Below are 13913 nucleotides of genomic sequence, written 5' to 3'. Positions count from 1 at the left end.
AAAGACCGAAGATCAGGGATGCTTCGATAGTCTCTATTCTCTTGTCTCTGCTCTTTTCTCTTGTCTCTACTCTTTCATCTTTTTCGATTCAACAGCACCTGCTCCACTTCCTCCTTGTAATTTCGCCCGACGGGAATCTGATTGCCGTTCACCACCAACCGGTTCCGTTCAATCCGGGAGATTCTCGAAACAGCCACGATAAACGATTTGTGGATCCGCAGAAACCGGTTTTTCGGGAAAATGTCATGCATGAATTTGATGGAGCCTTTCAGGACGATTTTGCCGGTATTGGTGTAAATGATGGCGTAATCTTTCAAACCCTGGATGTGGGTCACCTCGTCAAAATTCAGCTTGATCCGTTGCACCCCGCTTTTCACAAAAACCGAACCCGGCGGGGCTTCTGCCGGGTTTTCTTCAATATTAGCGTTTTGGTCTTTCAGGGCCAGAAAGTCCCGGATTTTTTCCATCGCCAGCAAAAACCGGGGGTACGAAATGGGTTTCAGCAGAAAGTCGATGACGCCCAACTCGAAGCCTTCGAACGCGTAGTCGCGGTAGGCCGTCGTAAAAACCGTGATGGGCGGGTGGGGCAAGGCCGCATCGGCGATCCGGTTCAGAAACTCGATGCCGTTCATTTCGGGCATTTCAATATCCAGAAACAGCACATCGGCTTCGTGGTTTTTAAAGTACGCCAGCGCGGCCCGGGCCGTGTCGAAGGGGTGGATCGATCCGACGAAAGGCAACCGGCGAAGGTAATCTTCCAGAATGCCGCGCGCCAGCGGCTCATCGTCGATCACTACACAGTTCAGCATAAGGCGTTGTCAATCAATTCACAACCCGGTTCAGGGTATAGCTCAAATACGAATCACCAACCCTGAAATTTCGTTCCTGATCCAGCACGAACAACACATTCTCATCGCCTTTCAACAGATAAACCGATACCGCCGGTTTATCCGAATCCAGTTGAAACACAACCGCGTCCGGGTCGGTTTTCGTGCCGTGTACCAGCGCCCATTTTCCCTCCCGAGCCGCCGACCGGTCTAAGGTTCCGCGGAGTTTGTAGGTGGTTGGCTGGCCGGTTTTCGGATTCTGGAACAGGGTGAGGCTCCATTTTACTTTCGTACAGTCCGGACCAACGGTCACCTTCCAGTCTTTCGCAATTTCAGCGCAGGGAAACCGGCCATCGAACCGTCCGTACACCCCCGGTCCGCTGTCCACCGGGCTGCGAACACGCGCTTTGGTCGGCACGTTGGTGGCCCGAGTCTCCTGAGCAATGACGCGGTTGGGCTGGCCTGCAAAGCCAAGCAGAAACAACAATAAAACTTTGATTTTCATACCCTTAACGATCATTTCCTGTTTAGTGTATAACTCCAGCCCGCGTGTCCGATCATCAACTTTCCCTCCTGATCCAGCAAGTGAAGCAGCCTGTCATCCAGCTTTATCAGAGAGATGGGAGCACCGGGCGCGGCCGATGTCAACCGGTACAGCTCCCGGTTTTTGCTATCCTTCACCAGGCTCCATTGGCCCTCTTTCACGCCACGGGTTCCGTCATTCATAAGGGCCTGCGTCGAGGGTTTCGACATTCCGAATGCGTAGCTGAGTTTGTAAAACGTGGGTGCCTGATTGCGCGGATCCCGCTGAAGAGCCAGGTTCCATTGGATCATTTCACAGTCGGCCGTAGCCGGAATCGACAACCACATTCGGGGCATCCCGTCGCAGGGGGTAGTGGCGAAATAAACCGCCGGTTCCGGTGAGGTCGCCTGCATAAAACCGGCCGCCAGTACGAGCAGAATACTCTTTTTCAGGGTTTTCATCAGAAATGTGTTTCCGTTTATTTTCACTATTCAGATCCTCTTACAGTCAATTCCCAGACATCATTGCTATACACAAATTCAGGCTGGCGGGTGTTGGGGCCACCGTATTTACCGCCCGTCATGTAGATTTTTCCGCGATGGACACAGGCGGCAATGCCTCCGCGCGGGGACCAGGGCGCATCCTCTTCCTGCCAGTTTTTGCCATCTCCGCTGACGAGTACGTTACTGGTAAATTGTCCGTTGCGGTTGCAGCCCAGCAGCCAGATCCGGTCGTCCAGCACCACGGCAGTATACCCAAAAATCGCAACACCCTTTTTAATCTCGGGCGTGACCAGTTTCCAATTCAGGCCGTCGTCGGAAGACCAGACATCATTATTCAGCAGATATAATTTGTTTTTTAACTGAACCACCTGACTGCCGCTGCGTTGGCCAAACGGCAGGTTATCCTTGACTTTTTTCCAGACAATACCGTCGGCCGAATTCCAGCAATCGGCAAACCGGGTTTGGCTGTCTTCTCCACCGATGATCCAGAGTTTGTGCTGAAACACAAACGGGTGGTAGAAAAACCGCCGGGGCAAATTGCTCTGCCGGGCCAGCGCTGGTCCGGCAATCCGACTCCAATGCTTTAGGTCCTTAGTCTGGTAAATCACCGGCTGAAAGGCATAGTTTTCGATGTTTCCCTCAAAATGACCCAGGCCAATGATGGTGTTGTTAAACTGGACATAATCCAGAAAAGCCAGGTTCTGAATCGCGTTCGGCAGGGGGGATTTTTGCCAGTTTCTTCCCGTAACCGAAAACCAGGTTCCGTCGGGGTGGAAAACCCACAGCGTATCATGGTGGCTGAATAGCTGGAAGTTATAGCTCTTTTTCCAGGGTCCGCTTTCCAGCGTTTGCGTCCACGAATGGTTTCGCCCGGTTCGATCCGAATCGTCACCGGATCGATCAGAGGTGCCGGACGGAATGCCCAGCTCCAGCAAAAAAGCCAGCAGGATATACTGAATCTGCGTGTTCATGACTTTTGACATTTAATGACTCCAAACCACCCCTGCAAGGTGTTCGAAAATCCTGTTCATACGCTTGCAGAAAATACAATACGCAGTGATGCCTTGTAGCTCTCCGGTCCATCTTCGGTGTGAAACGTGTACCGACCGGGGTACAGCAGTTCCAGTCGTTTGCGAAGGTTGGCCAGACCAATGCCGCCTTTTTCGGCTTTTGGACTGGCCGCCGGTTTGCTGTTCTCCACCGTAAATTGCACTTCGGACTGATTGACGTACAGCGTGCTGTGCAAACGAGCGTTTGCGGCCTGTTTGCCCACACCGTGTTTGATGGCATTTTCGACCAGGGGCAACAGCAACAGCGGGGCGATTTCCTGACCGTCGGTGTTGCCGTCGATTTTCAGGCTGATATCCGAATAATCACGGTACCGGATGCGTTCCAGATTGATGTAACTCTGCAAATAGCTGATTTCCTTTTCCAGCGGCACGTAGGCGTTGTCGCTGTCATAAAGCATGTATTCCATCATTTCAGACAGTTTCAGCACCATTTCCGGGGCCAGCTCGGATTTCTTGAGCGTCAGGGCGTACAGATTATTCAGGATGTTGAACAGAAAATGCGGGTTCACCTGCGACCGCAGAAAGTTGACCTCGGCCTGTAGTTTCTCGACCGCGATCCGCTGCAACATCCGTTGCTGTTCATACCAGTCGATGCTCAGTTTCAGCGCCACCATAAGGCCCAGATACCAGAGTGTACTGAAAAAATTGTAGGACAGCGTTTCCACCCAATTGCTGTTGCGCATCGGCCCGAGCACGTAGCCGTAGAGGTAATAGTCGAAAAGCCCCTGAAAAATCAGGTAGCCGAGGATGGAGAGCAACACCATCGAGAAATACCGGGCATAGCGTTTTTTCAGCAAATAGCGGGGCAGGAAATAGTGCAGGTTCAGATACGCGATTCCAATCAGCATCCCGATGCGGACCACGACGCAAAGGGCAAAATACGACAGACTGGCTTTGTAGATCAGGTACCTTTTTTCGTAGAGAAAAAAACCGGTAATCAGGATCCAGTACCCCGTATGAACCAGCGCATATTTCACCGGAACCGTTCGGTTGGAAAGCGGTATCCTGATGGATCGTTCCAGAAAGTCCATGATAAAAAACGGTTATTGACGTGAGACCGCCGGGTGGTAGTCGACTGTAAATGAATACAAAAGGCGAGTAGATTAAAAATTATATCGACCAACGACCCAAAAAGTAGAGGAAAGGATTGGAGCCTGCGGTTTATCTACTTTCCCGGTCGTTGCTCTACTATTTTTTAGAATGACGAATTTATCGGGTTGGTTTGTGGCAGAGTCCCAAAAAATCATCACAACTCCGGTTTTCCTTTATCCGAAAAGACCATGAAAAAGCTGCATTTCCCCGTATTTATTCCCCTTCTTTTCAGCGTTTTGAACGCGTTCAGTCAAACGGCCCAGGTGGGTGGCCCCTGCGAAGGCTGCGAAGCGATTTACGAAAATCCGGTGCCGCTTGAAAAACTCGAAAGTGTTGTCAAACTCCCCGACGCGAGCTGGGAGGGCAAAAAACCGCTGGGAATTAACGGAACGGTTTACAAAGCTGACGGCAAAACCCCGGCTCCGGGGGTCATTCTGTACGTTTACCATACTGACGAAACCGGTCATTATCCAAAAAAAGGAAATGAAAAAGGATGGGCAAAACGTCACGGGTACCTTCGCGGCTGGATGCGCACCGACGAAAAAGGGACTTACAAATTTGTCACGCTCCGGCCTGCTCCCTATCCTGGAGCCACTGACCCGGCGCATATCCATATCTTTCTGAAAGAACCGGGCCTGAACGAGTATTACATCGACGAATTTCTGTTTTCCGATGATCCGCTGTTAACGGCCGAAAAACGCCAAAAGCTCGAAAACCGGGGCGGCAGCGGTATCGTAAAACTGGTTGATGTCGGTAACATGTACAAAGGCGAACGTAACATCTACCTCGGAAAAAACATCCCGAACTATCCGGTGACTCCCTAATCACCGACTGGCTTTCTTCGTTTTCAAAACGGGTTCCGGGGCTTTCAGCAAAGGCTGGAGTTTGGCCGCAAACTGCCGGTAGCCTTCCGCATTGGGATGCAACCCATCACTGAAAAGCGCTTCGTCGATTTTACCGTCCGGTTTCAGGAAAACCAGACCGGGCTGGGCAAACTGAATGTTGGCTTCCCCGGCCATCTGCGCCAGTTCCTCGTTGAGAACCGTGAGTCGTTTTTCCTCATTCCGGCGCGGCAAAATCCCGATCAGTAGAATGTCGGCTGTGGGTTGCCGTACTTTGATGGCCTGCACCAGAAACTTCAGACCGGCGGTGATCTCCGCATCCGAGTTGTGCTGCAGGTTATTCGTCCCGATCATCAGCACCACCTGGGCGGCCGAATAGCCATCCAGTTCGCCGTGGTATACCCGCCACAGCACATTTTCAATGCGATCCCAGCCGTAGCCCATGTTCTGAACCCCCAGCGGTTCCAACACGCCTTTCCAGGAGTCAGCACCTGCCGCACGGGGCGCTAGGGGTTCACCACCCCAATAGTGCGTGATGGAGTTGCCCAGATAAACGATTCGGGGCGGGTGGGTTTTCAGCCGGGCCAGAATTTCGTGGTGTCGGGTCTGCCAGTCGTAAATCCGGGAATCGCGGGACTGGGTGCGCGGTTTCGTGGTCGAAACCGTTCCGGACGGTTCATTGAGAATACTGCGCAGACTGCGCTCGTAGGCTTCGGCGTATTGCTGCATACCCAGATCAGACGGATGCGTGCCGTCCACCATTGCGTCAGAATCCAGGTTGATTTGTGATTTAGTCAACAGATACAACTGACCGAAGCCTTCTCCTTTCAACTGCGTGAAGGCCCTGCGCATCACCTCATTGACGTCCGTGTAATATTTCCGGCGGAGCGGACTGACGCCCCCGTCGGTGTAGCCCGCGTGTTCGACCAGTAAGATGGGCGTCGTCGGCTGCTTGCTCCGCAGGTTTTTAACGGCGTCCACAATGAGCGTATAAACGTCTTCCAGCTTGCTGGCCACCAGGTTGGGCAGGCAATCCAGGATGTAGATTTTGGCCTCGATCTGCGCCACCCGGTCTACTACTTCTTTCTCCAGCCGACCGTTGCCGGAAAAGGCCAGATTGATCAGGGGCCGGTCCATTTTACGCCCTAAAATAGACGTCCAGGCCATACCGGCCCGCGAGGCACAACCGCCCTGCGCAATGGAGGTTCCGTAGACCACGATGGGTTTATCGACCCGTACGGGCAGGGGCGTGAGCGTGACGCCTTTCGGAACACCGATTTCGAGCCACTGAACGGAATTGTAAAGCGGCAGATACAGGCGGTATTCGCGGCCTTTCTGGTGGTAGGCATCATTCGGTTCCAGGTTGGCAAACTGATACTGGATCGTATCGCCAAACGCATATTTTCCGTTGCACCACAGCCAGTCGCCGTCGCTGTTACCAGCATACAGATCGACGCCACTGACGCCGGTTGCGGGCATATGCGGCATGCTCTGTTTTCCCTTGACAATGTAGCGAACCGTGATCCGGTCGGTGCTGGCCCGGAAGCGGATCATCAGCCCGGCAGCATTTCGCGACAAATCCCAGACGGCCTTCCGAACACTTTTTTCGGCTTCAGCGGGTAAGCGGTCGTAGGGACTCTGGATGTCTTTTCCCCGCCAGGCCTGTCCTTCAATGACCGGAAAATCGGATTGGGCGGGGTTCCACCAGACGTAATCGACCGGCGTTTGGGCCAAACCCTTAACGCCAGGCAGGGAAGCAAACAAGCAAACGAAAAGAAGCCATTTTTTCATAAAAGGTCGGGGTGTGCGCCAAGGCAACGGAAGGGTGAAATCTTCCAAAAATACGCAGGAAGTTGACAAAATAAACACCCCGACCCCAGTTATGATACAGCGACCGGCTACGGTCCGACGCTTCCGCCAACCCTCGTCACCATACTGCTCGTGGTGAAGGTGGTGGATTGCGTTCCCAGCGTGTAGGTTCCGCTCGTATACAACCCGTTCACGTTGGTACCACCGGCTACGCTCCCGCCCGAATACACCTTGTACGACTGCCCGGTTTTTAGTTTCGGACTTGAAAACAGCATCGTCGTGTAGGTTTTCGGAATCAGGAAGGTCAACACTTCGGCGCCCTCGCCCGACTGAATGTGCATCAACTGGTTGGCCGTTCCTCCGCCCAGCAAAACCGAAGGCTGGGTGCTGACACTCGCCGTTGGCGTACTCGTTGCACCGGCCACACCGACCGCAATACCGCCGGTTATTTTGAACGTATTCCGGTCACAGTCAAACCCTTCTTCGGGAGCAGAAGCACCCACCGATACGGTTTTGCCACCCGTGATGGTGATTTTCCCGTTCGAGTCGATACCGTCATTCGAGCTGCTGTAGGCATATACCGTGCCGCCGTTGATGTAGATGAACGTTCCGGCATTGATGCCATCGTCCTTCGTTTTGGCAATGATGTTTCCGTTATTGATCGTCAGCACACTCTTGCTCTCAATCCCCTCTCCGGCCGATGAGTTGATCGTAATGGTACCGCCGTTGATGGTTAGATACGGATCAATCGTTGTGTCGGTGTCGTACGAAGCCGCGATGCCTTTATCCACCACATTGATCGTGAACGTGCCACCGTTGATGACGATGTAGCCTTCTTCGCACTGTATTCCATCGCCCTGCGTGGTCATGGTAACCGTGCCGCCGTCGGCAATAAAGGCGTCATTGGTATGAATTCCGTCGGATGCGGCACTGGTGACGGTAATGGTTCCGCTGATCAGCCGGATGTAATCGTCGCTGGCAATCGCGTGTTTGTAATTCCCTTTCAGGCTCAGGCTTCCGTTGCCGCTGAAGATCATCTGCCCTTCACTGAACAGTGTCGCTTTCATGTCTTCCGTTCCGCTGGCCGCATACGTTGCGCCGTCCGTCAGCGAGTTGGTGGTATTGTCGGCCAGCACAATGAAGGCTCTTTTCTCCGACTGGATGTTGATGGCGGGGCCGTCGGCATTCGTGATGTTGACGCCGTTCAGCGTCAGTTTGAATTTCTTATCGGAGTAAATTTTGACCGACCCGTTCGTTGTCGTTCCGGCCAGCACAAAGTCGACGCCCGTCGCAGTGGAGGTGATGACCACATCGCCGTTGGTTTGCTCAATCGATACGCCATTGCCCGCCAGGGGATTGGAAATGCTGGCCGTCGTGCCAAACGTGACGCTAACGGTGGACGGAAACGTCGAGTTCGCCAGCAAATCATCGGCATTGGCAGCCTTGTCGGTATTGCCTTCCGGGGTGGCGGAGGAGGTAGTCGTACTATCGATGGCAACGGAGCTGCCGGTGGTGGTGGTTCCGGAAGTGCCGGTTCCGGTGGGCGTCAGGTCATCGCTTTCTTTGGAGCAGGCCAGCAGCAGGGCCATCAATACAAGTTTGGAACCCAGGCCGACGACGCGTTTTACAGAGGGTATCTCTAAAATTCCTTTTAAAATGGGTTGGTGTCTCATTCGTGTGATTGTGTAGTGGAATACTCACTACCAACCGTTACGCGGATCGTTTCCCAAACGTTGCCACAACGAACACTTTTGAGGTGAACAGGCCGAATGTGTCGGTTTTATCGACACAAGTTATTACACAGGGTTTATCAGAGTTAATCAAAGAACCCTCTGTGTAACCGCCGGGCGGCCCCGTCTGATTTCCTCTGATAAACCCTGTGTAACAACGCTCAAACTCACAATCCGTAGTAATCCAGCAAGTACACCAACGCCGTCATCGAAGCTGCTCCCAGTTCCAGTTCCCGCTTGTTGATCGCTTCAAAATTGTCGGTTCCCGTGTGGTGAAAATCGAAATACCGCTGGGAATCCGGCTTGAAACCGAACAAAACCGTCCCCAGTTGCGCCAGGGGACCGATGTCTGCCCCTCCCGAACCCGCACCGATTTCGTGCAGTCCGTAGGGCGCAAATAGGGGTTTCCAGGGCATGACTTTGGCCCGTTGCTGGGCCGTTCCGACGATGCCGAAACCCCGGGGTGTAAAACCGCCGTTGTCGGACTCGACGGCGGCAATGTGTTTCTCGTTGTTCTTTTTGGCGTAATCCGCATAGCCGACTCCGCCCCGCAATCCGTTTTCCTCGTTCATGAACATCACCGCCCGAAGCGTTCGTTTGGGTTTAATTCCCAGCGCCTTGAAAGTCCGCAACACGTCGATGGACTGCACACAGCCCGAGCCGTCGTCGTGCGCACCCTGGGCCAGATCCCAGGAATCCAGGTGGCCGCCCACGACGATGATTTCATCCGGTTTTTCCGAGCCTTTAATTTCCCCCACAACGTTGTAGGATTTGGCGTCGGGCAGGGTTTCACAATTCTGTTTAAAATAAAACGTCAGGTTTGCATTCTCTTTCAGCGACTTACTGAGCAACTCGGCTCCGTTGGTGCTGATGGCTGCCGTCGGAATTAGCGGCACCCCCGTCGCGTAGCGCATCCCGCCCGTGTGCGGATTATCGTCCAGTACAGTGGTCATCGAACGAACAATGGCCCCCACTGCGCCGAGTTTTCCGGCTTCGTTAGCACCGTTGGCCCGTTGCTCAACCGCCCCGGCGTAGGCTTCGAAGGTATTCAGTTTGGTCGGGTCCATCGGGCGGTTGTAAAACACGATCTTGCCTTTCACCTTTTCCGGTCCCAGATCCCGCAATTCCTGAAAGCTCTTTACCTCAATCACCTGGGCTTCAACGCCTTTCGGAGCCGTGGCTACCGAACCGCCCAGAGCCGCAACCGGTACGGTTATTTTTTGTTTCCCATTCCGGATATACGCCACTTCTTTGGCCCCGCGAACCCAGTGCGGCACCATCACTTCCTGCAAAAACACCCGGTCGAATCCCTCTTTTTCCATCAGTTGCTTCGACCAGTCGACGGCTTTCTGTGCGCCTTCCGAACCGCTCAGGCGCGGACCAATCTTCTGGGTCAATTCACGCAGCCATTCGTACGACGGGCTATTGGTCAGGATTTCGTTGTAGATTTTGCGAATCGTAACGGAGTCGGTCGACTGCGCATGAACACCGGTTGCGAACAGGCAAAAAGCAAGGAGTAGTTTTTTCATCTCGGATCGGGGTATCTCCTAAAAAAAGAAAACCCGGCCTGATTTCCAAAGCCGGGTTAAAAGTTATGCAATTCGTCCAATTGGTTATCCGGGAATTGCTATTCGGTTGACTTTTTAGGAACGGTTTTTAATAACTTCCTCATCACGGTTTCTACCACCTGCTGGTAAGAGCGCGTTCGCGTCTTGTTGTACGATTCCAACTCTTCCACGATCGCAGGCAGGTAAATAAATTTTCGATCTTCTATGTAATGGGTTTTTAACCGTTGCGCATCGGCATGATTGCCAAGGTTTTGAGCGATTACTATCTCCCCGGCCCGTACAAAGTGTTCGTATAAACAGGCCTTCCAACGGGTATAGCCTTGGTTGGCCATATCACTCTTAATGGGTATGAAAAGGGTTTCGGTTCCATTAATGAGTTCCTGGGGGAGCTGGTCGATAGCAGGGTTGACAAAAGAATGACCAAACTCATGGGTACTGAGTTCTAACAGGTGTTTTCTGTCGTCAAAGCCCATATCTAAATTGGATTCATTACTAAAACTTTGAAGTCCAAAAGGACCAAAAACATGAAAAATTGGGGTTTTATCCTCTAAAGTATAGCTGACTCCAAATCCCATACCCGTAGGAATGGTAAGGCTCGGTACTAAGGTGTACCGATCAAAACGTTGCCCATAGAAATCTTCCAGTGCGGGAATGAACCGTTTATCCGGCAGGCCCTTTTCCACCTGAGCCAAAGCGTTTGCATACTTGCTTTGACTCTTCCGGAAGTAGGTATCAAAATCTACTTCCCGATAGAGTTGGTTCATCGCTTCAATAAAAAGAGCAACGTTCTTTCTGGCTTCTTCCGGGTCTCTTTTTGCGGAAAACCGGAGATAAGCACTTGCTCTTATCTCGTCTTTCAGTTTGGCATGGGGAAAATCATCCAGTTGGATCAACAGATGAATTAAATAATCCAGCCAAATGTTCTCGGCAAAAGCAACCACAACAGCCAGGTGTTTGCTGGTCTCGTAGGTTTTGTATTGTCGATATAGACTAAGCCCGTAGCCATACCAGTCTCTTTTTCGGATCGCGCGTCCTCGCAAATAGGTATCGTTATTTTCCAACTGACGGCCTTCATAGCCCAGGAAGTACGCAAATCCCAACAGCTCCACATTCCGATTGGTGTGTATTTGAATGGTGGGAACGGGGCGGTCAGGGACCCTCTCGGACTGCTGACCAAAAACAAAGGGCGACCAGAAGAAGGCCGCCAGAAAGAACACGAACTTTTGCATGACTGAAGATTGAACCGTGAAGCACAAATCAACTCAGTCCAGCGTCGTCATGCGCTCGGAAACGGTTTTCCGGACGTCCGGAATCATGTTTCCGGACGTTAGGTCCCTAACATAAAGCCCATAAGGCGGTTGACTATCCTTATTTTTTTACCAGCAGGAAGTGTGAGGGCGCTTGTCCGGTGTGGTGTTTAAATACCTGATTGAACGTTGATTTCGAATTAAATCCCGCTTCAAGGGCCAGGGCTAATAAGGTTTTGTGGTGTTCTGCCGGATCGTTCAGTTTTTGAATGATGGCTTCCACTCGAAAGCCATTGACAAAATGAGTGAAGTTCGTAGCACACCGGGTATTGATCAGATACGACACATACCGGGGCGGTAGCTGGAGCCGTTTGGCCACGTCATCCACTGTCAATTTCGATTGCGTGTAGAGGGCGTCCTGCCGGAACAGCGTCTGCAACCGTTCTAATTGTTTCGTATCGTCATAGTGTAGAAATTCTGGCTTTTCCGGCGATTTTACAGTAGGGAGAACAGGCAGGGTGAAAAAGGCGGGATTGGCATACCCGATATAGCCGAAGGCAAACAGAAACAGGGTCAGCACGATTTCCAGACCCGCAAAAACCGGCCATTTCAACAGTACCCCAGCGGCCCAGATAACCGTCGTAAGCAGTAGAAAACAAAACAGGCTATACAGTTTCATGAACAGACCGAATGACAACCGGAATGCGTGCTCTTTTAACGATCGGTGAAAAAAGATCAGTTTCCGACCGTAAAACCAGAGGGCGATGGCGGTGCCAAAAATCGGCAGGAGTTCCGTAACGAGAAACCAGCCTGGATTATCGAGCAGCGAAGGCAATGACGCCCCGGTGGAACGGCGGTAGAAACTCCAGCCAGACCGCACGAGTACTTCCACACCCGCAGGCAAGAAAAAGAGCCAGTCTTTTTGCCGAAAGGCATACCCAGGCGTCGTTGTTAATTGGGCAAAGAACCAGACCGACGGGGGCAGTAACAGGTACGATTGCAGATTCCAAAACGGAATAGAATCAGGCGAACTATGATACCGCACCTGCATACCCCAGGCGTTAAGCAGTTCGAGCGCAAGGACATAAAGAATCAGGCCCAGGAACAGGTTCGACCGTTCCTGGCGCAATCCTTTCACCACCAATGCCAAACTGAGCAGTAACCCTTGCCCGGAGGCCAGAAGAAAGGCAATCGCTTTCCCGGTTTCCATCACATATGAATCGCCCGGTTATCCGTCGCAGCCAGACAGGCTTCCTTGATGGCTTCCGTATAGGTCGGGTGGGCGTGTGAAATCCGGGCGATGTCCTCCGCCGAGGCCCGGTATTCCATTGCTACGACGCATTCGGCAATCATGTCGGCCGCGCGGGCACCGATGATGTGCATGCCCAGAATTTCGTCGGTTTGCTTGTCGGCCAATACTTTCACCAGACCGTCTACATCCATCGAAGCACGGGCGCGACCCAGGGCTTTATACGGAAACGAGCCCACTTTATAGGCCTTGCCTTCCTGCTTCAATTCTTCTTCGGTGAAGCCCACACTGGCGACTTCCGGCCAGGTATAGACCACGCCCGGAATCAGGCGGTAATTGATGTGCGGTTTTTGTCCGGCCAGGGTTTCGGCTACGAACACACCTTCTTCTTCGGCCTTATGCGCCAGCATCGCCCCCCGAATGACGTCACCGATGGCGTAAATGTTCGGGACTTTGGTTTGCAGATGGTCGTTCACTTCGATGCGCCCCCGGTTGTCGGCGGCTAATCCGGCGGCTTCAAGGTTCAGGCCGTCGGTATACGGACGGCGGCCCACCGAAACCAGGCAATAATCGCCTTCGAGCGTAATCTGTTCCCCTTTGGGCGTATCGGCTTTTACGATCACACCTTCACCGGTATTTTCAACGCTGGTAACTTTATGGCTGAAGTAGAAATCGGCACCCAGCTTTTTGACGGCTTTTTGCAGTTCTTTCCCCATCGTTTTGTCCATCGTCGGAATCATCGAATCGGCGAACTCCACGAACGACACTTTCGAACCGATGCGGGCATACACCGAACCCAGTTCGGCCCCAATTACCCCCGCCCCGATCACGATGAGGTGTTTCGGCACTTCCTGCAACGTCAGGGCTTCGGTCGAACTGATGATGCGCTTTTTGTCGATCTGCATCGACGGAAACGAAGTCGGTTTGGAACCGGTCGCAATGATAAAATTCTTTCCGGTAATCTGCTCTTCGCTGCCATCGTCTTTCTTGACTTTCAGCGTACTGGCATCGACAAACGACCCGAATCCCTGATGAACCGTGATCTTGTTTTTCTTCATCAGAAACGAAATTCCGGTCACATTGGCTTCCACGACACCGGCCTTCCGCTTGATCATCTGGGGCAGATCAACCTGCAGATCCGCCAGTTTAATCCCGTGTTCGGCGAAGGTGTGAGCGGCATTGTAGAAATGCTCCGAAGAGTCGAGCAGGGCTTTCGACGGGATACAGCCGACGTTGAGGCACGTACCGCCCAGTGTCTTGTATTTTTCCACGATGGCCGTTTTCATACCCAACTGGGCGCAGCGAATCGCGGCCACATAGCCGCCCGGCCCGGAGCCAATGACGATGACGTCGTATTGCATAAATTTACAGATCTATTTGCAGGAATATTATCTCTATACAAATGTAGGACGGAGTGTAAACCGCTCTGCCAACGAGCATATTCTGGCTCGAA

General features: G+C 52.6%; 12 protein-coding genes. 1 reads left to right on the top strand and 11 read right to left on the bottom strand.

Features of this window, described 5'->3' with window-relative positions; translation table 11 throughout:
• Positions 1 to 74 precede the first annotated feature (74 nt).
• The 5 genes from FH871_RS10230 to FH871_RS10210 are packed head-to-tail and all read right to left on the bottom strand — an operon-like array spanning position 75 to position 3954.
• Entirely contained in the window at positions 75 to 809 is a 735-nt protein-coding gene (locus FH871_RS10230; RefSeq protein ID WP_138991335.1) for a LytTR family DNA-binding domain-containing protein, read from the bottom strand.
• 13 nt (positions 810 to 822) lie between these two features.
• The gene (locus tag FH871_RS10225) at positions 823 to 1332 is read right to left on the bottom strand and encodes a copper resistance protein NlpE N-terminal domain-containing protein (RefSeq protein ID WP_171062815.1); all 510 of its coding nucleotides are present in this window, start codon (positions 1330 to 1332) and stop codon (positions 823 to 825) included.
• An 11-nt stretch (positions 1333 to 1343) separates the two neighbouring features.
• Positions 1344 to 1811 (bottom strand): hypothetical protein, encoded by a 468-nt coding sequence (locus FH871_RS10220; protein ID WP_138991333.1) that lies wholly within the window; start codon positions 1809 to 1811, stop codon positions 1344 to 1346.
• Positions 1812 to 1837: 26 nt separating this feature from the next.
• The gene (locus FH871_RS10215) at positions 1838 to 2824 is read right to left on the bottom strand and encodes a hypothetical protein (RefSeq protein ID WP_171062814.1); all 987 of its coding nucleotides are present in this window, start codon (positions 2822 to 2824) and stop codon (positions 1838 to 1840) included.
• Positions 2825 to 2880: 56 nt separating this feature from the next.
• Positions 2881 to 3954: a sensor histidine kinase gene (locus FH871_RS10210; protein ID WP_138991331.1), complete on the bottom strand. Its 1074-nt coding sequence runs from the start codon at positions 3952 to 3954 to the stop codon at positions 2881 to 2883.
• Positions 3955 to 4203: 249 nt separating this feature from the next.
• Here FH871_RS10210 and FH871_RS10205 point away from each other — a divergent pair, with 249 nt between their 5' ends.
• The gene (locus FH871_RS10205) at positions 4204 to 4839 is read left to right on the top strand and encodes an intradiol ring-cleavage dioxygenase (protein ID WP_138991330.1); all 636 of its coding nucleotides are present in this window, start codon (positions 4204 to 4206) and stop codon (positions 4837 to 4839) included.
• Here the strand turns inward: FH871_RS10205 and FH871_RS10200 are convergent, their stop codons facing one another.
• The 6 genes from FH871_RS10200 to lpdA form a co-directional block, all read right to left on the bottom strand.
• Complete coding sequence (locus FH871_RS10200; RefSeq protein WP_138991329.1) at positions 4840 to 6648, bottom strand: SGNH/GDSL hydrolase family protein; 1809 nt, start codon at positions 6646 to 6648, stop codon at positions 4840 to 4842.
• A 107-nt stretch (positions 6649 to 6755) separates the two neighbouring features.
• Positions 6756 to 8339 carry a carbohydrate-binding domain-containing protein gene (locus tag FH871_RS10195; protein ID WP_138991328.1) on the bottom strand — a complete coding sequence of 528 codons (1584 nt, stop codon included), beginning with the start codon at positions 8337 to 8339 and terminating at the stop codon, positions 6756 to 6758.
• A 224-nt stretch (positions 8340 to 8563) separates the two neighbouring features.
• Positions 8564 to 9925, bottom strand: a complete 1362-nt coding sequence (locus FH871_RS10190; RefSeq protein WP_138991327.1) for a M28 family peptidase — start codon at positions 9923 to 9925, stop codon at positions 8564 to 8566.
• A 98-nt stretch (positions 9926 to 10023) separates the two neighbouring features.
• Positions 10024 to 11193, bottom strand: a complete 1170-nt coding sequence (locus FH871_RS10185; RefSeq protein WP_138991326.1) for a DUF4932 domain-containing protein — start codon at positions 11191 to 11193, stop codon at positions 10024 to 10026.
• A gap of 139 nt (positions 11194 to 11332) precedes the next feature.
• On the bottom strand, positions 11333 to 12421 hold the full coding sequence (locus FH871_RS10180) for an AraC family transcriptional regulator (protein WP_138991325.1): 1089 nt from the start codon (positions 12419 to 12421) through the stop codon (positions 11333 to 11335).
• Positions 12421 to 13821, bottom strand: a complete 1401-nt coding sequence (gene lpdA / locus FH871_RS10175) for a dihydrolipoyl dehydrogenase (RefSeq protein WP_138991324.1) — start codon at positions 13819 to 13821, stop codon at positions 12421 to 12423. The genes FH871_RS10180 and lpdA overlap by 1 nt, the downstream gene beginning before the upstream one ends.
• Between the last annotated feature and the right edge of the window lie 92 nt (positions 13822 to 13913).

This window comes from Larkinella sp. C7 (assembly GCF_006149005.1).
Taxonomy (GTDB): Bacteria; Bacteroidota; Bacteroidia; order Cytophagales; family Spirosomataceae; genus Larkinella.
The sequence above is the reverse complement of the archived record's forward strand: the minus strand, read 5'-3'. Positions and strand labels throughout refer to the sequence as shown.

What these genes read in the sequence shown, in the direction of transcription:
- FH871_RS10230 (WP_138991335.1), bottom strand. Translation starts at nt 809, where the DNA reads ATGCTGAACTGTGTAGTGATCGACGATGAGCCGCTGGCGCGCGGCATT.
- FH871_RS10225 (WP_171062815.1), bottom strand. Translation starts at nt 1,332, where the DNA reads ATGAAAATCAAAGTTTTATTGTTGTTTCTGCTTGGCTTTGCAGGCCAG.
- FH871_RS10220 (WP_138991333.1), bottom strand. Translation starts at nt 1,811, where the DNA reads ATGAAAACCCTGAAAAAGAGTATTCTGCTCGTACTGGCGGCCGGTTTT.
- FH871_RS10215 (WP_171062814.1), bottom strand. Translation starts at nt 2,824, where the DNA reads ATGAACACGCAGATTCAGTATATCCTGCTGGCTTTTTTGCTGGAGCTG.
- FH871_RS10210 (WP_138991331.1), bottom strand. Translation starts at nt 3,954, where the DNA reads ATGGACTTTCTGGAACGATCCATCAGGATACCGCTTTCCAACCGAACG.
- FH871_RS10205 (WP_138991330.1), top strand. Translation starts at nt 4,204, where the DNA reads ATGAAAAAGCTGCATTTCCCCGTATTTATTCCCCTTCTTTTCAGCGTT.
- FH871_RS10200 (WP_138991329.1), bottom strand. Translation starts at nt 6,648, where the DNA reads ATGAAAAAATGGCTTCTTTTCGTTTGCTTGTTTGCTTCCCTGCCTGGC.
- FH871_RS10195 (WP_138991328.1), bottom strand. Translation starts at nt 8,339, where the DNA reads ATGAGACACCAACCCATTTTAAAAGGAATTTTAGAGATACCCTCTGTA.
- FH871_RS10190 (WP_138991327.1), bottom strand. Translation starts at nt 9,925, where the DNA reads ATGAAAAAACTACTCCTTGCTTTTTGCCTGTTCGCAACCGGTGTTCAT.
- FH871_RS10185 (WP_138991326.1), bottom strand. Translation starts at nt 11,193, where the DNA reads ATGCAAAAGTTCGTGTTCTTTCTGGCGGCCTTCTTCTGGTCGCCCTTT.
- FH871_RS10180 (WP_138991325.1), bottom strand. Translation starts at nt 12,421, where the DNA reads ATGGAAACCGGGAAAGCGATTGCCTTTCTTCTGGCCTCCGGGCAAGGG.
- lpdA (WP_138991324.1), bottom strand. Translation starts at nt 13,821, where the DNA reads ATGCAATACGACGTCATCGTCATTGGCTCCGGGCCGGGCGGCTATGTG.